Here is a 26234-nt window from a genome sequence, read left to right on the forward strand (position 1 = left end):
CCCCAGATTCTTCCTACCACAAACGGTATGAAATGCCCTACCACCTCTGACATCATGCTGTTTTTCTGATTAAATAGTGCAAGGAGGGATAGTGCATGCGTTTTCTTAAAGCGTACTTTCGTCAAACACCACAGGTCATTGCCGCCATTTTTGGTTTGGCTAGTGCGCTTATGGTCTTAGAAATACAGCGAATGCCAGCTGCGCATATCGTGAGCCTTGAGACGTTTGCGCCTGGTCCGTATACCGTTGAGGCATGCATCATCGCGCTAATTGCGCTTATGTATAAGTTCTTCCCTGCGCACCGCTTGAGCAATTCGCAAGGCGTGCGTGTGGTGGTTTCGTTGCTTGTTGTTGTTTCAACGCTTGTTGTTTTGTTGGCGAATTTTTCGGATGCGTCGCTTGCGTTTGTCATGCGCGCCTTGTACAGAACAAGCTCAGGACTGCTGGTGTGTTTATGGGCGGAGCGCCTTATTAGTTTGGGATCTCGTCGTGCAGCATGGACGTTTGCCTGTGCGTGCATGCTTTCGGGCGTAGTTACAGCACTTCTTGCGCTTTTATCATTTTCTGTCTCGCAGCTTTTTTTGATGGCGCTGCCTTTCATATGCGCTGCGTGCTTTATCTTTTATAAACCGCAGATACTGCGCGATGATGACGTTGTTCATGAAGACGGCGAAGCAAGTGAGGCAAATAAAGACAACGAAGCCATTCTTGCTCTTGAGAAGCCGCTGCCGCGTTTTGCTTGTAGCACGAAAAAGACCTGGATTATGGCGGTTGGGTTGGTGTTTTTGCCGCTTTTGTGCAGAGGCGCTATGGCGGTATCGCAAAGCTCTTGGATTGCGTTGCAGCAAAATGGTGTCATGATCTCGCTTATCCAAGCCACTATTGGGTTGGGTATCCTGCTCGGTGGGATTATTATTGCTTTTGTGGTGCGTCATGCATGGAACCAAAGCTTTATATTGGTATTTGACCTTTTGTTATCCCTGCATCATTTATCTTCTTATATACCGGACAGCGCCCCGATGATCTGTGGGTTTTGCATATGCTCATCGTTGACTCTACGTATAAAGTGATGCTGTTTTATATAGCAATGACAGCGTTTTTATTTCCCGGAGCGGCTCGAGGCGAGAATGCGGGCGTGCCAATATTTGCAGCCTTCTCTTTTATGATCATAACGCGCGCACTCTTTTTCATGGTGAAAGATGCATTTGATCCTGCAATAAGTGCTGGTATTGAAGCGGTTGTGGTGTTGGTGAGCTTTGGTGCTGCTTGCTGGCTTGCCTTTCAAGTGTTGCAAAAACAACTGGTTGATACCGAGAAAAGCAAGCAAGCTTCTGCTGAAGCGGTTCGCAAAAGGTTGGAAAATCAGTGCGAAGAACTGTCAGCGCAGTTTGACCTGACGCCGCGTGAGCAAGAGATATTGCTTCTCCTTGCACAAAACTATCGCGCTCCTTATATAGCTGAGCGCTTGGTGGTAAGTCAGTCAACGGTCAAAACACACATGCGCAATTTATATGCGAAACTTGGCGTGCATTCGCAGGCAGAGCTATTGCTGCTTGTTGAGGAAAAAGAGCAAGGCGTTTCAGTTAAGTAGGGACACTCTTCAAGCGTGTTTATGAGCGGAATGACTCTAATACCAGTTGTGCACGTGTTCCGATGGGCGTGGTATTGCTGGCAATAAAATCTGCAACGTGAGCGCGATTAAGCAAAAACTGCTCAATGAGCTCACCGCGTTCAGGGGTTGCATCAGCAACGCGCGTTACTTGCGCATAAACAATTTGTACCGTCTCGTCCGTAAGTCCTGTTGATGAAAATCCTGCTTGAGGTAAAGGGGTAATTGCGCTGGAAAGATCGGCTCCGTCAGAAACGCGCAGCGCATATCCCGTTTCTTCACGCAGTTCCCGGTCAACACAGGTGGCCAGGTCTTCGCCGGGCTCCATGAGTCCTGCGGGAAAGGCAATGCACCAACTATTGAGAGGATAGCGAAATTCACGAATCATCAAGAGTTCGTCGTTTTCGGTTAGCCCAACAATGCAGACTGCGTCAGCTGTCACAGCTTGGCTTGCGGCATTTGCTTCAAGTCCAGCACGAAATGCATCAGGCGCTTTGCGAGATGCACAATCGTAGGTGTAAAGCGTTTTATCGGGGAGCTCATAGGTGAGCACATACTTTTTAATCCAGCCATCAGCAATAAGCTTAATGTCAACGAGGCGAGGGGTGGTCAAGCTGGCTGTAGTGGGCGTGATTGACGTATCCATAGTGCTTCCTTTCAGGACAAGCAAGGAGACATCAGGGTCTTTCCCACTGCAGGGTTGCCTGGCGCCTCTCTGGTATCCAAGGTTTCTCGTTGTGTGTGAGTCTCTAGTTTACGACAAATAAGGAATACGTGCTTTTGGTTGTGTGTTGTCCAAAAGAAGAGCCTCCCTGTGAGGGAGGCTCTTGCTGGGTAAGCTCTTAGTGTATTGCTACGAAAACTTTATGCTCCAAGGATTCCAAAGCCTTCTTCAAGCAACTCTTCGCACTTGTCCAGGTTCTCGTGTGCTACGTCGGGGTTATGTGCGCCTTCGCTATTCTCTACCATGACATAGTCCCAATAGAATTGTGCGTGACGGTGGATCTGCTGGGCGCGTGCAAGGTCGTCGGCAGAAAGCGTGTCTTTTTGGGCAGCAAGCTCATTGATGTAGCGCTCAATTTCCAACGAAATCTCCTGTTCGCGCTCAGTAACTTCAGATTGCCACTGGGCAACTTGGCTCGGGAGATCTTTGTGGCAGCTTGAGCACTCTGCTAAAACGGCATCGTTTTCTAAGGGACTCACAAGGTTGTGATTGCTAAATGTTGTTCCATCGTCAGCAACAACGGTGCCCATGTGACAATCTGCGCAGCTATAGCCTAAGCTTGCCATATGAGATTGTTTACCACCGTAAATCGTTTCAAATTCTGGGTGCTGCGCCTTAAGGAGAGGAGCGCCAGTATCGGGGTGCTCCCAATCAGAGAACTCCAGGTCATCATAGAAGGCAAGCATTTTTTCGGCGGTCATTTCTTCAGTTCCCACATAGGGGTTTGAGGTTACTTTTTCGGAGTTGAAGTAATACTCATTGTGGCACTGTCCGCAGACTTGCGCTTCAAGGGGCGTCGTTTCGGTTGCGCTTCCTAAAGAAGTGAGATAGAACTTACTAGGAACAACTAGCTGTGTAGGCTCGTTCTCGTGGCAATTCCAGCAGCTGACAGGCTCATTGAATAAGTCAATCATGTCAGCGAAGGGGATGGTATATACGTCGTCGCCTTCGGCATTAACCTTGGCGGTAAATTGCGGCGTCTTGCAAGTGATGCAGTTTGCCAAGGTTTTTTCATTGACGCGAGGAGTAGCCTTGATTGACTCAAGTGTATAGCTATGAGAGGCAGCTTCCTCATAACCTTTGGCAAAGCCGTAGCCTTTGTACATAGTATTAAGTGCTGGGTAGGTTTCTAAGTAATTTGCTTTACCAGACTCAGGGGAGTTTTCCTCGTTTTGCTTATATGTTTCGTACTGATGCGGGTACGCATCTTTCCATGCATCAGCAACTACTACACCAAACTCATCAGCCTCTGGTGTTTCAACTGGCTCTGCAGTTGGTGTTTGGCTGGGCGAAGCAGGCGTGTCAGTATCTGATGTGGTTGTGCTTGCTTGTGGAGAGCAAGCAGCAAGTGCCGCTACCAAACAAACGGTGCATGCTGCGCTTGTAATAATGACGGCTTTTTTCGACTTAAGCATAATCCCTCCTTAAGATAGACGCTTCTTTTGCGTTATAGGTAGCTTATCGGGAGGGTGCGCCTTTTATACAGGGTCACATATTCAAAAAATGAAGGGGACAGTTATACTATGGCAAAGGGTACAGTTTCATAACGCCGCCACAAATGAGGAGCTTGCGGGGAGCTTGCAGGCAAAGAAGGGCGAATATGAAAGCACGGTGGGGGAGTCATAATGCAGCTTGACGAAACGAGCGAACTGCCGCTTTATCAGCAGATATATGAGAAAATTCGCCATGGAATTGAAGATGGTCATTATCCATCTGGTTCAAAGCTGCCTTCGATTAGCGGTCTTGCGAGTGAGCTACAATGCTCGCGCAATACGATAGATGCGGCCTATAGTCAGTTGATGGAAGAAGGATATATTGAAAGCAGGCCAGGATCAGGCTATCGAGTGCTTTCTGTGATAGAAGATGCGGCGTTTGCAAACACACGCGATCAAGACTTAGGTTCGGTGCTTTTAGGTGAGCCTCATCAAATGCGCTATAACTTCACGTATGGCAATCTGGAGCAAGGAACATTTCCCGCTACTGTTTGGCGTACTATCACCGATGATATTTTGTTGAGTGTAGAGAGTGGGATATGTAATACCTATACCGACCCTTTGGGCGAAGAAGCCTTGCGTGGCGAAATTGCGTGGCGGCTCACAACACAGTGCGATGTTGATTGCACCCCAGGGCAGGTCATCATTCAGCCCGGAACACAAGTGAGCATTCAAAATCTGTTGGCGCTTTTTGATGCTCGTACTGATGTGGTGGCCATGGAAAATCCTGGCTATATTGGTGCACGTGAAGCATTTGAGCGCAGTGGCTTTCGCGTTGCGCCGTGTCGGGTTGACGTGAGCTATGAGGAGTTTTTCGCCGACCTTGAACGCTCACGCGCAAAACTGGTTTATGTTACGCCTTCAAGCCAGTTTCCTACGTGTAAAACAATGCCTATAAAGATGCGAAGTAAGCTTATAGCCTGGGCTGATGCAAACGATGCCTATATTTTGGAAGACGATTATTGCAGAGACTTTCGCTATAAAGAGCGCCCTCAGCCGCCTCTGCAATCCATGGATCACTGTAATCGTGTCATTTATATGGGCACCTTCTCAAAGTCGCTTTCTCCAGCACTTCGTATGAATTATCTCGTATTGCCGCCAGCCCTCTTAGAGAAGTGGCGCACGCTTTTTGCTAATGCTTACACTTCGGTTCCATGGCTTTCGCAAGCGGTTTTGGCGCGTTTTATGAGTCAGGGTCATTGGGATCGGCAGTTGCGACGCGTGCAAGCGAAAAACAAGCGCAAATATGAAACACTAACTGCTTCGCTTCATGAATACCTCGGAGATAAAGTTCGCGTTTTGGAAAACGGCACGGGGCTTCATGTGCTGGTTCAGGTCTATGACGATCGGACGCAAGAGGAGCTTATTGAAGTGGCACGTGCGGCGGATGTCTTGGTTTATGGTACTGAAAAGTATTGGATGGGTAAGCGTCCATTGACGTCGCGCGTGTTGCTTGTTGGGTTTTCATCCATTGCAGAGCAAGACATTGAGCCAGGTATCAAAGCGTTAGCAAATGCGTGGTTTGGCGGCAACAAGCCACGATGCTGCCAGTCTCTTTCGCTATACTAAATCCCAGATTCACTTGGTGAAAGGCACGCATTATGAGCACCCTGGTTGGCATACTTTCTGATACTCATGGCTCTCTTCCCGATGCGGCATACGCCTCGCTTGCAGATGTTGATCATATCATTCACGCAGGTGATATTGGTAATCCTGAGATTCTTCGTCTTCTTGAAGGGTTGGCACCCACAACAGCAGTATTAGGCAACAATGATTTTGATGAATACGGCGCCGCAGTGGGACGTTTCGCTCATCCAGTCATTGAGAATGTTCGTTTTTTAGTGTCGCACTATCCGCGTGACGTGCGCATTGGCTTTAATGGTTGCGCGGGTCTTGCAGCAGGAGATCCACTTCCTCAGGTGTGCGTCCACGGGCACACTCACATACCTGAGCTCATTTTCGGCAAAGAAGCTCGACCAGCAAATATTATGCTTTGTCCAGGATCTGTTGCGCGACCGCGTGGCGAGTTTCCAAGATCGCTTGCAAAAATGCTTCTTAAGGATGGTCGCATAGTGGCAACGCGCGTGGAAACGCTAAGTGGCTTACCGATTTTTGAATGCGGCACGTGGCCCGAGTCTTGAGATGCCGCCTCATGAGATAAGGATAAGATCATGTCTGCGCGAACCTCTCATTCCCAAAACAAGTCATACACCACACGCATTGTCAGTGTTGTGGTGGTCGTTTTTGTGGTGCTTGCGTGGTTGGGCTTGCAGGTGCTTGATACTTCATCTCACGATGTGCCAGCTACGCGAAGTTTACCAGGTGCAGTTGACATATCAACGCGTGTGCAATCTGGAGCAGAAGCTGATCGCGCGCAGGCAAGTGCAGAGCAGCTTGCGCATGCTGATCCGCAGTGTTTTGAAGAGGGTGTTGTTGAGCGCGTGGTTGACGGCGACACACTCATTGTCCGCATTGATGGTGAGCGTGTTCGCGTTCGGCTTGTAGGTATTAATGCGCCTGAGAGTGTGCATGAAGATGAAAGCCGCAACACTCCTGAAGGACGTCAATCCTCGGAACACCTGAAAACACTCGTTTCTGAAGGAGAGACGGTGTATCTTCAGCAAGATACCTCATATACCGATCAGTATGATAGGCGTTTGGCATATGTATGGGATGCATTGCCACATGATGTTGATGATGCTTTTGACCCCCAGACCATTGCAGAGCACATGATTAACGCGTGGCAGGTGATTGATGGGCATGCTCAAGCGCGCACCTATGAGCCTGATACCCTCCATGATCAGCTTTTACAGGCGTTTGAAAGCGAAGCGTCTGCATAAATAAAGTTGGTGGGATAGATCACTTTTCCATCTGCCATTAAATGAACCCTTGCATCAAGTCACTCTTCTGAAATATGGTCAAGGTGCGGCTGGTGCTTTGGTTGGTGGTGCTAATGGCACTGATGGAGCGAGAACGTACCTTCTTTGAAGAGGCGCGGCACACGGTGCACTTGCGATAAAAGCGTGTAGCTGTTGCGTTGCATGTATGAGCTCCCGTGAAGCTTCGGTGTTGCGGGAGCTTCTTTTTGTATAATGGAGCCGACAAACACGAAAGGCGAAACCATGTACGGATTAAGAACTGAGAGCGACTTTGATGCCGCTCATTTTTTAACTGATTACCACGGCAAATGTGAAAACCTCCACGGACATAGATGGCGTGTTGTAGCTTATTTGGCACAAGATGAATTGCAGCACGAAGGCACCATGAAAGATATGGTGGTTGATTTCGCTGAGTTCAAAAAGGCTTTGCGCCAGCTGACCGAAGCACTTGATCATTCGTTTGTAGTTGAAGAGGGATCCCTTCAGCAAAAGACGCTGGATTGCTTGCGCGAAGAGGGCTTTACACTCTCTATCATGCCATTTCGCACGACGGCGGAGAATCTGGCGAAGTACTTCTATGACCAGCTAGCAGCGCAGGGTCTTCCGGTCAGTCAAGTTGATGTGTATGAGACACCCAATAATTGTGCAATCTATTATGGTGAAGGTAGACATAACTCATGAGCCTAGCGGTTGCTGAGCGCTTTGTAAGCATTAATGGCGAAGGCTTGGAAGCTGGTCGCCTGGCTACCTTTGTGCGTTTTTGTGGGTGCAATTTGCAGTGTAGCTATTGCGACACTCGGTGGGCATGCGATCCGGCGTTTGCGGGATGCATACTGAGTGTTGATGAGGTGGTTAATTATGTCGTAAGCGCAGGATGTCGTTGCGTGACACTTACGGGTGGAGAGCCACTTTTGCAGCCATCATGTGAGGAGCTTGTAGACAAGCTCGTGCACGCGCGTACGGCAGAGGGGCAAGGTTTTCGGGTTGAGCTTGAGACTAACGGGGCCGTGTCACTTGCAGAATTAGCTGCGCTTCGCCGAGATAACGAGGCAGACGAGATGGCGGGATCGCTGGTGTTTACGATGGACTGGAAGTGTCCGTCATCAGGTATGACAGACCGAATGCTCGTTGGCAATTTGACTCATTTGGGAGCTAGTGACGCGCTGAAATTTGTTGTGGGATCTCGCGAAGATCTGGAGTGTATGCGCGCGCTGGTACAGCAATACCATCTTGCTGAGCAGACCAATGTACTTCTCAGTCCGGTGTTTGGGCAGATTGAACCCTCTGATATTGTTGCGTTTATGAAGGAATTTGATCTGGTGGATGTAAAGCTTCAGCTGCAACTTCATAAGTTCATATGGCCTTTGTCTCAAAGGGGAGTGTAATGCAGGACAAACAGTGTCCACAAGACGCAGGCGCAGAACACAAGCAGGTACAAGAGTTGCGAGAAATATCATCTGCGCCAACCAACAGCCGCGCTTTGGTTTTGTGCTCTGGTGGTCTTGATTCAACAACGCTTTTGGCTCAAGCAGTAGAGCGCTATGGCAATGACAACGTAGTGGCGCTTTCGGTGCAATATGGTCAAAAGCATGTGCGTGAATTGCAGTCTGCACAGGCTGTTGCTCAGTATTATGGTGTTGAGCTCAAAATGATTGACGTAGCGGCAATTTTTGCTGAGAGCACTTGCTCGTTGCTGTCCCATTCGGATGAGGCAATTCCTCACGAAAGCTATGACCAGCAGCTTGCAGAGAGTAAAGCGGCTCCGGTTGTTAGTACGTATGTGCCATTTCGCAATGGACTGTTTTTGTCATGTGCGGCCTCAATGGCACTGTCGCTTGATTGCTCGGTGTTGTATTACGGCGCACATCATGACGATTGGGCTGGCAATGCGTATCCTGATTGCTCGCGCGAATTTGTTGAAGCAATGGACGATGCTATACGGCGCGGAACTGCTGATCAACTGCGCGTTGAAGCGCCCTTTGTGACTTGGTCTAAGGCTGATATTGTTGCTGAGGGCATGCGTCTTGGTGTGCCCTATGAACTTACGTGGTCATGTTACGAGGGCGGTGATGAGCCATGTGGTCAGTGTGCAACGTGCATAGATCGTGCGCGTGCATTTGAAGCACATGGTCTCGTTGATCCGCTGTATATGCGAAAGGATGTAAAATGAGCGAGAATGCGTGTGGCGTGCGCGAGGATGAGGGCTTGACGCTGTTGGGAAACCAGCAGGTAGCTTATGCATTTGACTATGATCCTGATTTGCTTGAGACGTTTGAGAATAAGCATCAGGGCAATGATTATTTCGTCAAATTCAACTGTCCTGAATTTACTTCACTTTGTCCAATTACGGGGCAGCCTGACTTTGCCACCATCTATATCTCCTATGTTCCTGATGTGCGCATGGTGGAAAGCAAGAGCTTGAAGTTGTATCTTTTTTCGTTTCGCAATCATGGAGACTTTCATGAGGACTGCGTAAATGTGATCATGAAGGATCTCATTGAGCTTATGGACCCCAAATACATTGAGGTGTGGGGAAAGTTTTTGCCGCGCGGCGGTATTTCCATTGATCCGTATTGTAATTACGGACGCCCTGGCACCCGCTGGGAAGAAGTGGCATGGCAGCGGCTTTCTCAGCATGACTTACATCCTGAAGCGGTGGATAATCGCTAACGCTTTTCTTGATTTTTTCTTTCTACATACAAAACAGTTATATACAAGAACGAGCCTCGCGAATGAGGCTCGTTCTATGAAGAGCAATGGCGACAAACTGGAGGGAAGGTGTCGCCAGCATAGAGCGGATGGGGCTGCCAAACTAGAACATTGCAGCCAAGCGGCTTTGCTTATGCTTGAGCAGCGTGTTTGCCTGCAACACGACCCGTGGTCATCGCGTTACCCATGTTGTTGCCAGCTGAGGGGCAGTTGTAGGCATTGCCGTAGCGTTCACCCATGGTATTTCCAACAGCATACAGTCCGGGAATGACGGCATTTTTAGAAGGAGTCAAGACCTGCATATTGCCGTTAACGCACAAACCTGCAAGTGTGTTTAAGCCAGGTCCGTAGAGGCGCGGCGTGCTCTGGGTGGCAATGAAGAAAGGTGCTTCATCAATTGCAATCATGTTGTTGGCTGGCTTGCCGAAGTCGGAGTCTTTGCCGGCAGCGCAGAGCTCGTTGTAGCGCTCAACTGTAGCAAGAGCAGTCTTAAGTGCGTCGCCTTCAAGACCGGCGTTGGTGAGTACTTCTTCAATAGTTGATCCGACAAAGACGTCATTGGTCATTACCATGTTGCGATTTGCAATCTCAAGACCACGTACGTTAACCGTGCCAGCGGATGGGTCGGCAGCGTTCATCTGCGCTTCGTACTCTTCGATGCCCTCCGGGAAGCCCCAGTTTGGAGCACCGTGATCAAGTCCGCCTGCCTGGATGTATTGCATGTGTTTCTTGTCCATGATGGCGAAGTTACCTTGCATCTTACCTTCGAGGTTGATGGGTTGACGCACGGATTGAGCTAAGACCAAGCCAGCAAAAGATTCATTCATGAAGCGTTCGCCATTGCAGTTCATCCACAAGCAAGGAGTTGAACCCCATGGGCCAAAGGAGATTGAGGGGGCATCACCAGCAACGGGACGAGGATGGCTTTCAATAGCGCCACCTGCCCAACAACCCATCTTGTGACCTGAACCATCGCAGTCGGTCATGCTCAGAAGTGACTCACGCTCAACACCATGGCGCATAGCGTTTTCGGCGCACTCTGTGCAAAGCTCCCATACCATGTCGGTGTTTGCGCCAAAGTCACCTGTTGCAAGAATGACGCCTTTAGCTGCATCAAACTGAACATAGTTGCCGTCGGCGTCTTGTGCAATTACGCCTGTGACGGCGCCACTTTCATCATTGATGCAGCGAATTGCACTGTGCCCACAGAACCACTCTGCACCAAGATCTTCGGCTGCTTCACGGCTGTATACTTCAAGCTCAGTAAGACGAGAAATGCCAGTTAGTCCTTGCTTGCCAACCGGTTGTTCGTTTTGGGTGCCAACGGTTTGGACGGTTGAAGCCCACATCTTGTAACCTGAGATTTCAACAGGATAGTCTGAGCCATTGGGCTTATCATAAGCAATTTGAACAATGCACTCGTTGTTTTCATAATCAAAGACGTTTGAGGTTTCAGGAACCAGTGAAGCCAAGTTGTCCATCATTTCGCCTGAGTTATAAACGAAAGCGCGAATGACATCAGTATTGCAGCGACCATTTGCACGGCGAACATATTCATTAACGATCTCATCTAAATCATATGGACCAAAGCCCCAGCTTTGCAAGAGCTCAGAGTTATAAGAGCAGATATCGTCACCGCGGTAGATAATCTCGCCATCATTATGCTTTTCAATGACAGCAACTTTTGCGCCTTCTTGCGCTGCTGCTAAAGCTGCCTGCGTGCCTGCATGACCGCCGCCAACAACAACGACGTCAAAGCTGTTGGTAGAAGTAATTTCATCAGCTGCAATCTCTGGAGCACTTCCCAGCCAATCTTCATCGCACATGTAATAATCAGGACGGGTAGCGCTGCCAGTCTCGCTCAGCGTTTTGCCTCCATTGGTAGCATCTGAGGTCTCGGGTGCACTTTGCGGTGCGCAACCCGTAATGCTGAGTGCACCCAGCACGCCTGCACCAGCGGCCATACCCAAGAAGTTTCTGCGTGATAGTTTCATTTTTCCTCCCTCAATATCAGGATCTCTCTGCGCGCTTTCCCTAAGCTGTTTGCTTCCAAAGTGGAAGCTTCCCCTGCGCATTGATGAAAGCATGCCAGACTGCCTATGAGTGCGTACATCCGAAAAAGTGTTGATATTGAGAACGAGAGGATAAAAACCCTCAACGTTTTTACGTATTTAGATCTAAACGCCTTTGTTTTGCCAGGTAAATGCGCCTTTGCTCTAATATTCGCTTGAGAGAGGCTGCTATAATGCATCACCAGAGGGGGAAGAGTAAAGAGGGTGTTTTGACGCGGATTATTTTGAAATCTCGACTCAGAGAGTTTTGGCCAAGGCATGGCGGTCTTCTTGCTTTGGGTCTTGCTTGTTTGTTTTCGAGCGTGCTTATATATTCAGGGGTAGCAATTGCGTTTTTGAAAGTGCCCCTTGCTGCAAGCAAAATGCAAATACTTGCTGAAACCCTTTTACTGGCAACAGCGTTAATGTCAGCGTTCTTTTTAGTGGTACGCATGCTTGCAAGGCGATCAATACCGCAACTTGGTTGTGCATTAGCTTCTATTCTGTATATTTTGACTTCGGTGGTATATGGCTATTTTGTTCTATTTGAAATAGATCAGGACAGTGCCTATGGGGTTCTTGCTTGTTTTGTCGCCTTGGCAGATGTTGGCATGCTTTTGCTCTGGGGCAAGGTTTGTGCAGAGCGTCTCGGTATTCGTCAGGCGCTTTTAATTATTGGTTTGGCAAGTGTGTTAACTGCAGCAATCAGTTGTCTGTATGCGCTGTTGCCAACTGTAGGTTTTATTGGCCTTTTTGTCTTAGTTTCCATTGTGGCTGCCGTTATTCCGCTGCTTTTACAGTTTGCTGCTCATCCTTTATACGACAGGGCACCTCAAGAATCTGTGGAAGCAGAGACAGATTTGGATACGGAAAGTCAAAGTCAAATACCTCGCCTTTCCTCAAGAATAGGGTCTTTGTTGGACGTGATTCTCATTCCAAGCCTTGGAATGATAGCGTTTGCCTTTGTCATGGCAATTATGCGTACTGAATTTCGCGAGAGTCAGGTTCCTTATTTGGCAATGCTTGCATTGTGTGGTTTAGGCATTGTGGTCTTTAGCCTTGTCAAGACGAGTCGATTCTCGCTGACAGGAGGTATGCAGCTTACTTTTTTGCCTGTCATGGCTTTATTGCTTTTGGCAGTCATTGCCATCACGGAAAACATTGCTGCTGGCGAAGAGTTGACAACCATTTTGACATACGCGCTTTATACAAGCGCGGTAATCATTACCCTTTCAGCGCTTTGTGCTGTTGCTCATGCGGGGGAATTTTCCAGTGAGGTCATTTTTCTGGCTACAATTCTGGCGTTTAGTGCAGCTTCGTATCTCGGTCAAAACGTTGCTTCATGCTTTGATGCTGCCTACATTAATACGGCTGTAACGGTTATAACTACGGTCTATGCGTTCATTCTGGTTTTGAGTAGGTATGTGCGCCTGCATAAGGATTCTTCTTGGGACGAAATTGAGCTTGCGCAAACTTCAGATGGCAGAGGGCATATGACATACGAGGCGATAACCTTACAAAGCATTGGCTCAAAAACAGAGGATGCAGTTGCGCAGTTGTCTCTTCGTCATAAACTCACGAAACGCGAAGAGGAAATACTTATGTATTTAGCAGAGGGGCATAATGGTGCATATATTGCCAGCGTGCTTTTTATCTCGCCAAATACTGCAAGAACTCATATTCACAATATCTATCGAAAGCTTGGTGTTTCTTCGCGCGAAGAGATTTTGCGCTTAACGCATGAACCCCAATAAGGTAAAACTCAACGTGAGTCACCTTCTGTATGTTTAAGCGCTTTTGTCCAGCATGTGCGTCGTGTTAAGAACGAGCAACCGTTTGGTTGCATCTCTTGTACTTGAGTCTTGTCGGCTATAGTATTCAGGGTTGGTTACATATAGATTTTTTGACGTAAAGGTATTTACTTAGCCCTCTCAGATACGTTTTGTTAAGGTATATGTGACAGTTTTGACAAGTTTTTCGCGACAAGAAGGAGTTCATCCCATGAAAGTACGTGATCAAATTCCAACTGCTGAGAACTCGCATAATTTTAATGCGATGCCCGATACTGACCCCATGCTGTCTGTTGGCTCAACGCTTGACAATCTTAAGGCAGCCATCATGGGCGAAACAGGTGCTTCAGCAAAATATGCAGCATTTGCCCAAGCTGCAAAAGAGCAAGGCTATGACCAGATCGCTCGTTTGTTTGAAGCAACTTCTGCTGCCGAGCAAATCCACATCAATCTTGAATATGGCTTGGTTGCCGAAGAAGATCCGGATTTCGTAAAGCCTGTAGCTGACGCACCGGAAACGCATGAATGCGACCTGAACCTCATCTCTGGCGCAAAGGGCGAAATCTTTGAGACCTCTGAGATGTATCCGGCTTTCATTAAGAAGGCTCAAGAAGAAGGTAAGGCAAAAGCTGTTCAGGTATTCACGCGTGCAAAACTTGCTGAGTCAGTACATGCAGAGCGTTATCTTGCTGCTTACAATGATCTTGATGCACCCGATGATGACAAGTTCTATCTGTGCCCTGTTTGCGGTTATATTCACAAGGGTGATGACTTCGAGAAATGCCCGATCTGCTTCTGCCCGAAGGCTTCTTTCCGCGAGTTCTAATAAGCTCCTACGCTCAACGTGCTGTTTAAGCTTGTTTGACGAAAACGTACGAAGTGGGTGTCAGCCATCTTGGTTGACACCCACTTTTTTGCGTGCGGCTTAAGAGTTTGAGCGTGATACGTGCACCACACTAAAGACGCTACAAGCGTTTGAGGCGCTATTCGCTCCTTAGTGCTTCAACGGGATCTTCGCGCGCAGCTGCACTTGAGGGAATAAGGCCAGCCAAGAACGTAAGACCCACGCTAATCAAGATGAGAATAATGGCTGCCTGCCAGGGGAGAAGCGCCACGTTGGGTACGTCGAAAAGCGAATAAACAATGGCATTTACCGGAATGCATCCAAGCGCGGTGAGCCCAATACCAATAACGCCTGCGGTAAATCCTACTATGATGGTTTCCGCATTAAAGACACGACTAATATCGCCTTTACTTGCACCAATGGAGCGCAAAATGCCAATTTCCTTTTTGCGCTCAAGAACGCTGATATAGGTGATTACGCCAATCATGATGGAGCTCACCACGAGCGATATTGCCACGAAAGCCACCAGTACATAGCTAATCATATTGACAATGTCAGTCACGGAAGCCATCAGCGTGCCTACGAAGTCGGTGTAGGTGATGACTTTGTCTTCGTCTCCTTCTGCTTTCATGCGCTCATTGTAGTCATCTAATATTTTGATGACTTCTGACTTTGATTCGAAATCAATGGGGTAGATGTCAATGCCTGCGGGGTTGTTTTTATCAGCGTAGCCAAGTTTGCTGAGATTATTATCAAAGGAAGCATCCTCAACAGTCATAAATGACATCATGAGTTCAGCCAGCTCTTGTTCGTCCATGTTCATACTAAAAGCGTTTTCAAAAGCTGAGGTATCCACGTTGAGTGCATTTTGCATATTTGTTTGCAGTTGCGAAGTCATATTTTGCATGGCGGCATTGATTTGGACTTCAAGGGCTTGAGCCATCTGTTGACCGGCAGCAGCCATGGCTGTTTGCATATAGCCTGACAAAGCTGTTTGGAGGGATGATTCAAGCGAAGTTTTCAACGCACTTTCAATGGCAGGGGCAAGAGATTGTTGGATCTTAGCCTCAATTTGTGGTTGTAACTGTTTGGCTACCGCTGTGCTGATCTGAGTTTGCAGCTTTTCGGTATCAAGCGAGTTGGCAAGCGCTTCGCCTATAGCTTGTGACATTTGCGTGCGCACCTCGTTACTTGAGAGGTAGGCAGTCATAGCATCTTGGAGTGCATTTTCGCCTTTGTAATCTGTGGCATGCTGCTGATACCACGCAGGAAAGCCTGCAAGCGCGCTTCCGAGGGCTCCGGTAAGTTCAGAGCCAAGTTGCTCGGTGTTTACTGCGCCTGCCATAGACATGTCCGACAGATCAAGCGACAGATCGCTGAAGTCAAGGTCCAGTTGTTGAAGGTCAAGCTGGGGATTGATATTGAGCGTAGAGGGGTCAAATGCAGGAAGCGATGCGGGGTCAATGTTGAGCGCCGAGGTGTCAATCTCAAGTGAGCCGAGTCCTTCAGTGAGGGTTGCCTCGTCCACGGTAAATGCGGCTTGAAGTGCTTCTTCGTCAATGGTGAAAAGCGAGCTCATGTCAAATGATTCGCGTTGATTCTCTGCTTCGTCTGCAAAAGGCACCCCGGTAAAGACATCAATTGTGGGATCAGCTAGCTGGTCTTTTACGATCTGGCTTTGTGCTGCTGTCTCAATAACGTGGTCGGTAAGGGAAGCCGGATAATTGATGCCTGGGCTGAGCATGGTGGCCGTAGCCTCGGGGTCGGGCGACACGATGCCAACAATGCGAATAGTTTCGCCTTGCTCTACGAGATTTTGCATATATGCTTCATCGTCTGACTTATCAACCCAGACGTCATAGGTGCTGTCGAATGTGTAGAGGTCGCACTGATTGACCAGCTTAAAGGTGATATTCAGCATGTCCTCGTAGGGTATCGGCTCAATATCGTCGGGTACATCCACCTCTTCGTCTGCTGAGAATTGGCGAACCATGTTGTCCAGTTCGGTAGTGTCGCGCAAGTCCAGCGAGTAGAGCATGAAGTCAGAGATGCGCCCACTTTGCGTGGTCACGAGCACAACTTCATTATAGTTTTCAGGCCATCTACCAGCACGAACGTTATATTGCGTCTTGTAGAGATCCTCGTCGGCGGGCATCTCATAAAAAGTATCGGTGCTCATCATGGATGATACAAACGAGTTTGATGAACTGCCTGATCCAATGCCAAGCATGCGCAGAGAAACATCGGGATTAACTTGGTGTAAGTCTTGCGCATTGGCACCATAGATGAGAGGGGTTACGTTATAGGTGTATTCAATTGCATTAACGTAAGGCTCAATGCCGCTTTCTCCGCTATCTAAAAACTCTTTGAGACTTGCCAGGTCATTTGACCCAATTGAACCAAACATAGTGGTTATCATTTCGGAAATGCCAACTTCGCCATCTTCTTCGTTTTCGGCGAGCGAGTTAAGCGAAGGATCTTGAGATGCATTTGAGTTGTCGGTATCTGCATTTTCGTTGTCATCCGAGGTGTCCTCGAAGCTCGTGGACATGAGCATTGAGGTCATGTCAAAGCCTTGTGAGTGGATTTGAAGCGGATATTCTGAAAGTGTTTCTTCCTCCACTGTTTTAATGTAATTGTTTACGCCGTTTGCCAGAGACAAGATGGCCGCAATGCCAATGATGCCTATAGATCCAGCGAATGCTGTCATGAGCGTGCGACCTTTTTTGGTCATAAGGTTTTTAAAAGAGAGCGAAAGCGCTGTCAAAAAAGACATCTTTGTGCGACGAGCTGGCTTTGCAGAACGCTCGTGGATCTCAATGGCAGGATCAAAAGGATCGGTGTCGGATTGAATGACGCCATCAGAGAGATTAACGATGCGTGTTGCATATTGTTCCGCCAGTTCAGGATTATGCGTAACCATGATAACCAGACGGTCATGGGCAATCTCGGTCAAAAGATCCATAATCTGGACGCTTGTTTTGGAGTCCAGAGCTCCGGTTGGCTCGTCAGCCAAAAGAATCTCAGGGTCATTAATAAGTGCACGGGCAATGGCCACACGTTGCATCTGACCACCAGAAAGCTGGCTGGGCTTTTTGTTGATATGTTCGCCTAATCCTACGCGCTTGAGGGCATCAATGGCGCGGGCACGACGCTCATCGCGTGAAACGCCTGAAAGCGTCAGCGCTAGTTCAACGTTAGAGAGAACCGTCTGATGAGGGATAAGGTTGTAGCTTTGAAAAACGAAACCAATGCGGTTGTTGCGATAAGTGTCCCAGTCTCGGTCTTTGTATTGCTTCGTGGAGACACCATCAATAATAAGATCACCTGAATCATAGTGATCCAGACCGCCGATAATATTGAGCATGGTTGTTTTACCCGAGCCCGAAGGACCAAGGATTGCAACAAATTCGTTATCACGGAATGCAACAGACACATGATTGAGTGCCGTTTGTGTGAAACTTTGGGTGACGTAGGATTTGCAAATATCGACAAGCTCTAACATGCCGTCAACCTTTCAATGTGCTTATGTGTACATGCTTGTTTTATGAGTTTGATAAGTTAGATTACTTGATCATGGAGCCTTGCCGAACTGGTGCTAAACCTATCTTCATAAAAGGTTAATATATAAGGATGAAATACGTCACAATAAAGAAATTGTGCAAAAAGAAAGGATGGCGAATAATGGAGCGTCCCTGCGCTTGGAAAAGCTATACTCCAACAGATTTTGAGCAACTGGAAAAGCTTGCTTGTACATATAAAGATTTTATCTCTGACAACAAGACGGAGCGCGAATGCGTAAACACTGCTCTTGAGCAAGCAAAAGAGCATGGATATATCTCGCTCGATGAGGCGGTTTCGCAAGGTGTTCGCCTTAAAGCTGGCGATAAAGTTTGGGCGCTTGCACAAGGAAAGGCACTCATGTTGGTGCAGTTGGGCACTGAGCCTTTGGAGCGCGGTGTGAATGTCTTAGGTGCACATATTGATTCGCCTCGCTTAGATATCAAGCAAAACCCTCTGTATGAAGCCAATGATTTTGCACTGCTCGACACGCACTATTATGGCGGCATTAAGCACTATCAATGGGTGACCTTGCCACTTGCAATTCACGGTGTTGTTGTCAAAAAAGACGGAAGCGTTATTGAGGTGTGCGTGGGTGAAGATCCGAATGATCCGGTCTTCTGTGTGACAGATTTGTTGATTCATCTGGCAAACAAGCAGATGAGCAAAACCGCTTCTGAGGTAGTAGAAGGCGAAGCGCTTGATCTTTTGGTAGGCAATCGCCCGCTCATCATTGAAGCGGATGGGCAAAAGGGTGAAACCGAGGATGATGCAGCGCAGGGTGATTCTGCTAACGAAAAAGAGCCAGTGAAGGCCTTCGCGCTCAAGTTGCTGAACGACAAATATGGCATTGAAGAAGAGGATTTTCTTTCCGCCGAGCTAGAGGTAGTACCAGCTGGTCGCGCGCGTGATCTAGGTTTTGACCGGTCCATGGTGATCGGTTATGGACAAGATGACCGTGTGTGCGCCTATACTTCTTTGCAGGCGCAGTTGGCTGTTGCTCATGAGCAACTTACCACGACTGGTGTGTGCATATTGGTTGATAAAGAAGAAATTGGCAGCGTGGGTGCGTCTGGCATGACCTCTCGTTTCTTTGAAAACACGCTTGCTGAGATTATGGAACTGGCAAACGAAAAGGGCATGCTTGCGCTTCGTCATGCGCTTCGTAATTCGCGCATGCTTTCTTCTGATGTTTCTGCTGGCTTTGACCCAGCGTATCCAGGTGTTTTTGAACCAAAGAACTCAGCATATCTTGGTCACGGTTTGGTGTTTAATAAATATACGGGTGCACGTGGTAAAAGCGGTTCAAATGATGCGCGCGCAGAATATGTTGCGCATATTCGCCACATTATGGATGACGCGCATGTGGCATTTCAAACTGCTGAGCTGGGCCGCGTTGATGCAGGTGGTGGCGGTACGATTGCTTATATACCAGCTGAGTATGGGATGGATGTAATTGACTCTGGTGTGCCAGTTTTGTCTATGCATTCGCCATGGGAAGTGACCAGCAAAGCCGACATCTACGAAGCTTACAAGGGATATTGCGCGTTTTTGAGAAATGCGTAGGGTAATGACAGACTATCGGGTTATTATGGTGGCACAATTTCGACATGAAAGAGGTTAGCGTGGCGTCGCGTGAACAATTCGGCTCTCGGCTCGGTTTTATTCTTATTAGCGCAGGGTGCGCAATTGGTTTGGGAAATGTTTGGCGCTTTCCTTATATTACTGGTCAGTATGGTGGCGCAGCGTTTGTACTGCTGTATCTGCTGTTTTTGACGGTGTTCGCACTCCCTATTCTGGTGATGGAATTCTCTGTTGGACGCGCGAGTCAAAAAGGTGTTGCGCGAAGCTTTGATGAGCTAGAGCCGGCGGGCAGCAAATGGCATCGCTTTAAGTGGGCTGCGCTGGCAGGTAATTATCTGCTTATGATGTTTTATACGACAGTTGCTGGGTGGATGCTGGCGTATGCGTTTTTTAGTGCCGGTAACAGATTCGACAGTATGGAAGCATCTGCCGTAGAAGGCGTGTTTGATGGGCTGTTGGCCGATCCGGTTTTGATGATGGTGTTCATGCTGGCGGTTGTGCTGATTGGTGTGTTGGTGACGCGTGCTGGTCTCAAAAACGGCGTGGAGCGCATTACGAAAGTTATGATGATGGCGCTGTTCGTGGTGCTAGTAATTCTTTGTATACGTGCGGTCACACTGCCCGGTGCTGAGCGTGGCCTGGAGTTTTATCTCATGCCTGATTTTGGGAAGTTGTTTGAAGGCGGTTGGTCTACCTTTGTTGACGCTGTTTTCGCTGCCATGGGGCAAGCATTTTTTACGGTGTCGGTTGGTATTGGCTCTATGTCTATCTTCGGAAGCTACGTGGATAAGCGCTATGCGCTGACAGGCGAGGCTGTGCGTATTGCTGGTCTTGACACACTTGTTGCGCTTATGGCTGGTCTCATTATTTTCCCTGCATGCTTCGCCTTTGGTGTTGAACCAGGAAGTGGACCAGGACTTATCTTTATCACGCTGCCAAGCGTTTTTGCGCAGATGCCAATGGGGCAGCTATGGTGCACGCTGTTCTTTATCTTTATGGCGTCGGCCGCGCTTTCTACCATTATTGCGGTGTTTGAAAACATCATGAGTTTCTCCATTGATCAGTGGGGATGGTCGCGTAGCCGTGCTTGCTTGGTAAATGGTGTTCTGCTTGCTGTGCTGTCAATGCCGTGCGTGCTTGGCTTTAATGTTTGGGCCGGGATTGATGTGCCGGGCATTGGTAATATTCAAGCTATTGAGGATTTCATTGTTTCCAATAACGTGCTTCCACTGGGTGCTTTGGTCTTTTTGCTCTTTTGTACATCAAAGCGAGGATGGGGCTTCCAGAATTTCCTCAAAGAAGCAGATACAGGAAATGGTATGCGGTTCCCGCATAAGATTTTGCCGTATCTTCGCTTTGTGCTGCCGGTGCTTATTCTGCTGGTTATCGTTATGGGATATGCGCCCATCGTACAAACGTGGTTAGGGGCATAGTTCGCCCTCTGCTGCCTCAATAAGATCAAGCAGTTCTTGGCGAGAATGCACATCAAGTTTTTGGTAAATATGCTTGACGTGTGTTGCTACGGTATTTTTCGACAAAATGAGCTCCTCGCGAATGTAGGGTTGGCTTCTGCCGCGAGCGAGATAGCCCAAGATCTCGCGCTCACGCCCCGAAAGGTTATGGGCGCTTGCCAGTTGATCGCAAACGATCTCAAGTGAGCTGTCGGAAGGCGTGATAGTGGTATCAAGCAAAGTGGTTTTGTGCGAAACTGTGGCGTTTACTCCTGGTGGCCTTGGGTGGTAGTGTCGCTGCTCAGTGGGGTAAATGTACCATGCGAGAGAGAATAAGACAGAAAGCGCGGCTATGGCGAAAAGGAGCACATCGCTTTCTTTGCCATAACACACAATGAATTGCTGAGCTGCAATATTGCCAATTAATACGCCAAGTTGCAAAGTACCTTGCGTGATGCCGATACTCAGTGCTGCGTTGTCTTGGCTTTTTTGCGCTGCATTGACTACGCAGAGAAATGTTGCAACCGTTAAGATGGTATTGGTGATAGCCAAAAACGTTGACTTCAAAAACGAAGCTACTGCATCATTCCAGATCATAAGCGCCATAGTGGCTGCTATAAGAGGCGCTACTCCCTTGAAGTAGGTGTCGAAAGTGGGTCGTTGCGCGAACAATAAGAATGACACCATGATAATGACGCCAAAGCTCGAGCCAATAATGATAGGCCAATCAATATCAAGGGTTGAAATTGCGATATTGCTGATAGGGAATACCGCCTCTAAGAACCCGCTGGTTACATATGCGATAAAGAGAAGAATCGCCATCTTGATGATGTTCGACGAGATGCGCAGCCGGGGCGAAGTGGTGGCGGTGGTGTCGGTAGCAGTAGTGGCGGCAGCGGCGGTGGTGGTGTCGGTAGCAGTGGTGGTGGCAGCAGCAGCTGTAGTGTCGGCATCAGTAGAGGCGGACGCTGATGAATCGGCGGTCGCTTTCTCGGGTGTTAGCGAAGAGGCCGGCGGTGTTTCGCCCAATTCGTGCTGGGTGGCAAAAAGCATCAGCCCCGATATAAGCGGCAGCGACGCAGCTGCAGCGGCTCCGACGGCAGGTGGCAGATAGGGAAACACGAGCGCGCCGGCAACCATAATGATGGATGCTGCTGGGATGGCAAGCTCTGAGGTTTCGGTGTCAAGCTTCGCCAGCGTTTGCCCCCAAATGATTGAAAGCAATGCCGTGCCAAAACCGGTAAGAATTCCGCTTACATAAATAGTGATCTCGGCTGGAAGCGCTGTTGAGGTTGAAAGAAGTGTGCCGATCGTGGCGCAGAAGGCAGCCGTGAGTGTCAGCGCTGTTGAAGCTGGCCTGCGTCGCCGTCCAAGCAGAATGCCGCCAGCGAAAAGCGCAATGGTAACAACGGTGGCCGAAACAATCCAGGAATCATCGGAATTAATGCCCATGCCGCTGCGCAGCGGATAGACAGCTGGCGTTTCGTACGAGCAATAAACCCATGCCCAAATAAAACCAATGCCAAGATAGCGTAACTTAAGCGTGCCTTCCAACTTGGAGATGAATCCCGCATGTTTTTGGGCTGATCGCGTGTGCTGCTGGGTGGTTTTTTCAGCTGTTTTGCGAGGCGTCGACATAACCCTCCCTGTTGTGCGACCCTGTAGTGCGAAAAGATGGTATCTATCATAGTTTACACGGAGAATAATCACCCTCACCTAAAAGCGGTGATTATGCGTGAAACCCAACTTTTAGGCGATGTTTTTCCTCATCTGCTTCGTCATACTGCCCTCATCTTCTGGGTGCCGCAACGGGCACCTTCGGGAGGGACAAAAGGAGGAAAAATGTCAGATTCAACATTATCACGTCGTGCATTTTTAGGTGGGGCTGCTGCGGTTAGTTCGCTTGCAGCCGTGGGTGCGCTCTCTGCATGCGCACCGCAAAGCGGCAAAGATGCATCCGTTGATGTGGACGCCGAGACCCCGCAAGGCGTTGCGGTTGCCACGACAGAAGCAGCATGGCTTGGCGAAGAGCCGACCATTTCTGATGACGAATGCAAAGAGACCATCGATTGCGATGTGCTCGTAATTGGCGCAGGAACGTCGGGCTATTTCGCTGCTTGCTCTGCTGCTGAAAATGGCGCTAAGACGCTGCTGATTGAAAAGGGTGATCGCGGCAATGGCGTGCGTTCGTCTGCATTGGGCGCGGTGAATTCTCGCTTCCAGCAAGAGATGGGCGAAGTTGCAAAGATTGACCCTATGGCCATCATGAACGACATGGATCGCTATGCCGACGGACAAATCCACTCAGCACTGTATCGTAAATGGGCGCTCAATTCTGGCGAAGCAATTGATTGGTATGCAGACGTTATCGCCAAAGATGGTCTTGAGGTTCAGCTTGAGTGGAATATGCCTAAAGACACTTTCTATACCGACTGGCCAACAGGGCATGGCACCAATGGTCGAGATGGCGCGGGCTATGAGGAGCGCGAGCCACAAGTGTCAGAGTGTCTGGATGCCTATTTCACTTCATTTGATGGATGCGAAATTCGCTATAAAACGCCCATGCAAAAGCTCATTGTCGAAAACGGTAAAGTGGTAGGCGCTTATGCACAAGGCTCTGATGGCATGATCCGTATTAATGCAGCTGCGGGCGTCATCGTGGCTACTGGCGGGTATGCTTACAACCAGGAAATGTATGAAGCGCTTCAACCTACTCGTTATTCGTGCTTGGGTACGTTTGATGCATTCCCTTCATGCACTGGCGACGGCATTAAGGCTTTGATGTGGGCAGGAGCACAGATGGATGCGGTGCACACTTCGCTTACGTTTAATCGATGCTTGCTAAGTGCCGAGCAAGAGATGGGTAACCCCTATGAGACTGGCAGTAATTTTGGCTACTTCTTCTTTGCATCACAGCCTTTCTTGCGCGTCGATCCGCACGGAGCGCGTTTCCACAACGAAAGCGCGCCTTATGACTATGTTTTCGGCGCCACTTCAAAGCGTCCGGTAAACGAGCGCTACTGGCACCAGATTTGGGACAGCGACTGGAAAGAATATGTGCCAGTATTCCACACCGTTGGCTGCTCAACCATTTATATGCAGCCCGAGGGCGGCTCTGATCACGATGCATTCCCCGATATGCTTGACCTCTGGATTGGGCCTGAGATGGAGGAGTTTGTTGAGGCTGGGCTTATTGCGAAAGCGGACACGCTTGAAGAGCTGGCCGACAAACTCGGTTTTGAAGGCGAAGACAAAGACGTGTTCTTAGAGACATGTGCTCGTCAAACCGAGAATTACGAAAACGGCAGTGATCCTGACTTTGGCAAGGATGCTTTCCGCCTGAGCGCTATTCAAACGCCGCCGTTCTATGGTTCGGTGAAAAACTGTGGTCTGACCTTGTGCACGCTTGATGGCATTCAGGTTAATGAGAACCTGCAGCCTTTCGACAAAGACGGCAATGTAATTGAAGGCGTTTATGTAATCGGCAACGATCAAGGCAGCTTCTATGCGGGCACGTATCCCAACCTTGCTGCTGGCATCAATGCTGGCCGCTGCGCGACATTCGGGCGTATGGTAGGCAAGATGTTGGCCGAGAAATAATCTTTCGTTTCGTGTCTTCCCTCCCAATCGCGTCGCCTATGAACGGCGCGATTTTTGTATTGGTAGGTTTTTGTATGAGCGGTATACTGAAATCTTGATTCGCTGGCTATAATAGCCAAAAGGTGTCTTTTGAAATCAAGGAGAACCCCCATGGCATTTTATTTCGAAGAACCATCTCGTACCTTTAATGAGTATCTTTTGGTTCCCGGGCATACCCCCGCAGATTGCGTTCCGGCAAAGGTGAGCTTGAAAACTCCGCTGGTCAAATATCGTAAAGGCCAAGAAGAGTGTCCTATGAGCTTGAATGTGCCGATGGTATCGGCAATCATGGCAGCTGTTTCGGACGATCGTATGGCAGTAGCATTAGCAACCGAGGGCGGTTTGTCGTTCATTTATGGCAATCAGTCTATTGAAGATGAAGCCGCCATGGTGGCACGCGTCAAAGACTACAAGGCAGGATTTGTAACCTCTGATGCTAATCTTTCTCCTGATATGACGCTTGCAGATGTGATTGAGTTGAAAGAGCGTCATGGCCATTCAACGATGCCAGTTACTGAAGGCGGAGCGCCTCATGGAAAGCTTCTTGGTGTTGTGACTGAGCGCGATTATCGTCTATCTCGTATGAGCATGGATGAGTTGGTCTCAGACTTCATGACGCCGCGTGAAAAGTTGATTGTGGCTCAAGATGGTGTAACTCTGAAGGCTGCAAACGATATCATTTGGGATCATAAGCTCAATTCGCTTCCGGTTGTTGATGAAAATGATTGCCTGGTCAGCCTGGTATTTCGCAAGGACTATGATTCGCATAAATCAAATCCTAACGAGATGCTTGATGAGCACAAGCGCTATATGGTTGGCGCAGGTATTAATTCGCGTGACTATGCTGAGCGTGTGCCGGCTCTTGTTGAAGCAGGCGTTGATGTTTTGTGCATTGACAGCTCGGAGGGTTATTCTGACTGGCAGAAGATGACCATTGAGTGGGTTCGCGAGCATTATGGTGACTCGGTCAAAATTGGTGCAGGCAACGTTGTTGATGCTGAAGGCTTCCGTTTCTTGGCAGAAGCAGGTGCTGACTTTATCAAGATTGGTATTGGCGGTGGCTCTATTTGCATTACGCGTGAGACCAAGGGCATTGGCCGCGGTCAGGCAACTGCCACTATTGAAGTTGCCAAAGCGCGCGATGAGTATTTCCGCGAAACAGGCATTTATGTGCCGATCTGCTCTGATGGCGGCATTGTTTATGATCATCATATTTCGCTTGCACTTGCCATGGGTGCGGACTTTGTTATGCTTGGTCGTTATTTCGCTCGCTTCGATGAGTCTCCTTCCAACAAAGTCATGGTAAACGGCACCTATATGAAAGAGTATTGGGGCGAAGGTTCTGCTCGTGCGCGTAACTGGGGGCGTTATGACCTTGGCGGTGCAAAGAAGGCTCTCTCATTTGAAGAGGGTGTTGACTCATACGTACCCTACGCTGGCAGCTTGAAAGACAATATGGATGTAACGTTGTTGAAGTTGCGCTCAACCATGTGCAACTGCGGTGCGCTTACCATTCCCGACTTCCAGGACAAGGCAAAACTGACACTGGTATCAGCAACATCAATTGTTGAGGGAGGCGCACACGATGTCTTGCTGAAAGACAAGGTGCCCTACGTAAGCAATACGCGCTAGATGCGTAGCCTTTTTCGCTGAAACGTATTAGTTATTCCAGCAAGTTCTTAAATCCCGTGATGCCAAACTGCATCGCGGGATTTTTTGTTCGTGATTTTGCGAAGCAGCTTTGCGCGCTGTCTGCTGCCTCGGGCTCCTGAGCCCCGGGCTGATAAAACTTTCTATAAAACACCAAACTTTGGCAGGAAAAGTGCCCGATTAGGGCATTTTGTTACTACCCCAGTTGGTAACTTAACGGTACTAACTGGGGTTTTTTGCCTGATCATAG

At 48.7% G+C, this 26234-nt stretch carries 20 protein-coding genes; 15 read left to right on the top strand and 5 right to left on the bottom strand.

The features are described from left to right. Window positions 1-95: 95 nt before the first annotated feature. On the top strand, window positions 96-1070 hold the full coding sequence (locus NFR28_RS03135; protein ID WP_251178367.1) for a hypothetical protein: 975 nt from the start codon (window positions 96-98) through the stop codon (window positions 1068-1070). Next, a complete protein-coding gene (locus tag NFR28_RS03140) occupies window positions 1040-1591 on the top strand; it encodes a LuxR family transcriptional regulator (protein WP_251178368.1) in 552 nt (183 codons plus the stop codon). Before NFR28_RS03135 ends, NFR28_RS03140 begins: the two co-directional genes overlap by 31 nt. A gap of 19 nt (window positions 1592-1610) precedes the next feature. Here the strand turns inward: NFR28_RS03140 and NFR28_RS03145 are convergent, their stop codons facing one another. After that, the gene (locus tag NFR28_RS03145) at window positions 1611-2255 is read right to left on the bottom strand and encodes an NUDIX hydrolase (RefSeq protein ID WP_251178369.1); all 645 of its coding nucleotides are present in this window, start codon (window positions 2253-2255) and stop codon (window positions 1611-1613) included. Window positions 2256-2473: 218 nt separating this feature from the next. Then, a complete protein-coding gene (locus NFR28_RS03150; RefSeq protein WP_251178370.1) occupies window positions 2474-3748 on the bottom strand; it encodes an ammonia-forming cytochrome c nitrite reductase subunit c552 in 1275 nt (424 codons plus the stop codon). A gap of 210 nt (window positions 3749-3958) precedes the next feature. On the opposite strand from NFR28_RS03150, the gene pdxR reads away from it, so the two are divergent. From pdxR to queF, 7 genes are all read left to right on the top strand, one after another. Next, the gene (gene pdxR / locus NFR28_RS03155) at window positions 3959-5395 is read left to right on the top strand and encodes a MocR-like pyridoxine biosynthesis transcription factor PdxR (RefSeq protein ID WP_251178371.1); all 1437 of its coding nucleotides are present in this window, start codon (window positions 3959-3961) and stop codon (window positions 5393-5395) included. 32 nt (window positions 5396-5427) lie between these two features. Then, window positions 5428-5967 (top strand): metallophosphoesterase family protein, encoded by a 540-nt coding sequence (locus tag NFR28_RS03160; RefSeq protein WP_251178372.1) that lies wholly within the window; start codon window positions 5428-5430, stop codon window positions 5965-5967. A gap of 30 nt (window positions 5968-5997) precedes the next feature. Then, window positions 5998-6666, top strand: a complete 669-nt coding sequence (locus NFR28_RS03165; protein ID WP_251178373.1) for a thermonuclease family protein — start codon at window positions 5998-6000, stop codon at window positions 6664-6666. A 282-nt stretch (window positions 6667-6948) separates the two neighbouring features. Beyond that, the gene (locus NFR28_RS03170) at window positions 6949-7386 is read left to right on the top strand and encodes a 6-pyruvoyl trahydropterin synthase family protein (RefSeq protein WP_251178374.1); all 438 of its coding nucleotides are present in this window, start codon (window positions 6949-6951) and stop codon (window positions 7384-7386) included. Continuing rightward, the gene (queE, locus tag NFR28_RS03175) at window positions 7383-8090 is read left to right on the top strand and encodes a putative 7-carboxy-7-deazaguanine synthase QueE (RefSeq protein ID WP_251178375.1); all 708 of its coding nucleotides are present in this window, start codon (window positions 7383-7385) and stop codon (window positions 8088-8090) included. The genes NFR28_RS03170 and queE overlap by 4 nt, the downstream gene beginning before the upstream one ends. After that, window positions 8090-8875 carry a 7-cyano-7-deazaguanine synthase QueC gene (queC, locus tag NFR28_RS03180; RefSeq protein ID WP_251178376.1) on the top strand — a complete coding sequence of 262 codons (786 nt, stop codon included), beginning with the start codon at window positions 8090-8092 and terminating at the stop codon, window positions 8873-8875. Before queE ends, queC begins: the two co-directional genes overlap by 1 nt. Beyond that, entirely contained in the window at window positions 8872-9375 is a 504-nt protein-coding gene (gene queF, locus NFR28_RS03185; protein ID WP_251178377.1) for a preQ(1) synthase, read from the top strand. The genes queC and queF overlap by 4 nt, the downstream gene beginning before the upstream one ends. Before the next feature lie 170 nt (window positions 9376-9545). On the opposite strand, the gene NFR28_RS03190 is transcribed toward queF, so the two are convergent. After that, the gene (locus NFR28_RS03190) at window positions 9546-11408 is read right to left on the bottom strand and encodes an FAD-binding protein (protein WP_251178378.1); all 1863 of its coding nucleotides are present in this window, start codon (window positions 11406-11408) and stop codon (window positions 9546-9548) included. 287 nt (window positions 11409-11695) lie between these two features. Here NFR28_RS03190 and NFR28_RS03195 point away from each other — a divergent pair, with 287 nt between their 5' ends. Together NFR28_RS03195 and ngr are read left to right on the top strand one after the other, a co-directional pair. Beyond that, window positions 11696-13219, top strand: a complete 1524-nt coding sequence (locus NFR28_RS03195; protein WP_251178379.1) for a LuxR C-terminal-related transcriptional regulator — start codon at window positions 11696-11698, stop codon at window positions 13217-13219. Between the two features lie 247 nt (window positions 13220-13466). Continuing rightward, window positions 13467-14081: a nigerythrin gene (ngr, locus tag NFR28_RS03200; protein WP_251178380.1), complete on the top strand. Its 615-nt coding sequence runs from the start codon at window positions 13467-13469 to the stop codon at window positions 14079-14081. A 157-nt stretch (window positions 14082-14238) separates the two neighbouring features. On the opposite strand, the gene NFR28_RS03205 is transcribed toward ngr, so the two are convergent. Further along, window positions 14239-17604 (bottom strand): ABC transporter ATP-binding protein/permease, encoded by a 3366-nt coding sequence (locus NFR28_RS03205; RefSeq protein ID WP_251178381.1) that lies wholly within the window; start codon window positions 17602-17604, stop codon window positions 14239-14241. Window positions 17605-17783: 179 nt separating this feature from the next. Here NFR28_RS03205 and NFR28_RS03210 point away from each other — a divergent pair, with 179 nt between their 5' ends. After that, window positions 17784-19226, top strand: a complete 1443-nt coding sequence (locus NFR28_RS03210; protein WP_251178382.1) for an aminopeptidase — start codon at window positions 17784-17786, stop codon at window positions 19224-19226. A 44-nt stretch (window positions 19227-19270) separates the two neighbouring features. Further along, on the top strand, window positions 19271-20677 hold the full coding sequence (locus NFR28_RS03215; protein WP_251178383.1) for a sodium-dependent transporter: 1407 nt from the start codon (window positions 19271-19273) through the stop codon (window positions 20675-20677). Here NFR28_RS03215 and NFR28_RS03220 read toward each other — a convergent pair. Beyond that, a complete protein-coding gene (locus NFR28_RS03220; protein WP_251178384.1) occupies window positions 20666-22333 on the bottom strand; it encodes a LuxR C-terminal-related transcriptional regulator in 1668 nt (555 codons plus the stop codon). The genes NFR28_RS03215 and NFR28_RS03220 overlap by 12 nt on opposite strands. 204 nt (window positions 22334-22537) lie before the next feature. On the opposite strand from NFR28_RS03220, the gene NFR28_RS03225 reads away from it, so the two are divergent. Beyond that, window positions 22538-24295, top strand: a complete 1758-nt coding sequence (locus tag NFR28_RS03225; RefSeq protein ID WP_251178385.1) for an FAD-dependent oxidoreductase — start codon at window positions 22538-22540, stop codon at window positions 24293-24295. Between the two features lie 150 nt (window positions 24296-24445). Then, entirely contained in the window at window positions 24446-25966 is a 1521-nt protein-coding gene (locus NFR28_RS03230; RefSeq protein WP_251178386.1) for an IMP dehydrogenase, read from the top strand. Window positions 25967-26234 lie beyond the last annotated feature (268 nt).

The organism is Adlercreutzia agrestimuris (genome assembly GCF_943193125.1).
Classification (GTDB): Bacteria; Actinomycetota; Coriobacteriia; order Coriobacteriales; family Eggerthellaceae; genus Xiamenia; species Xiamenia agrestimuris.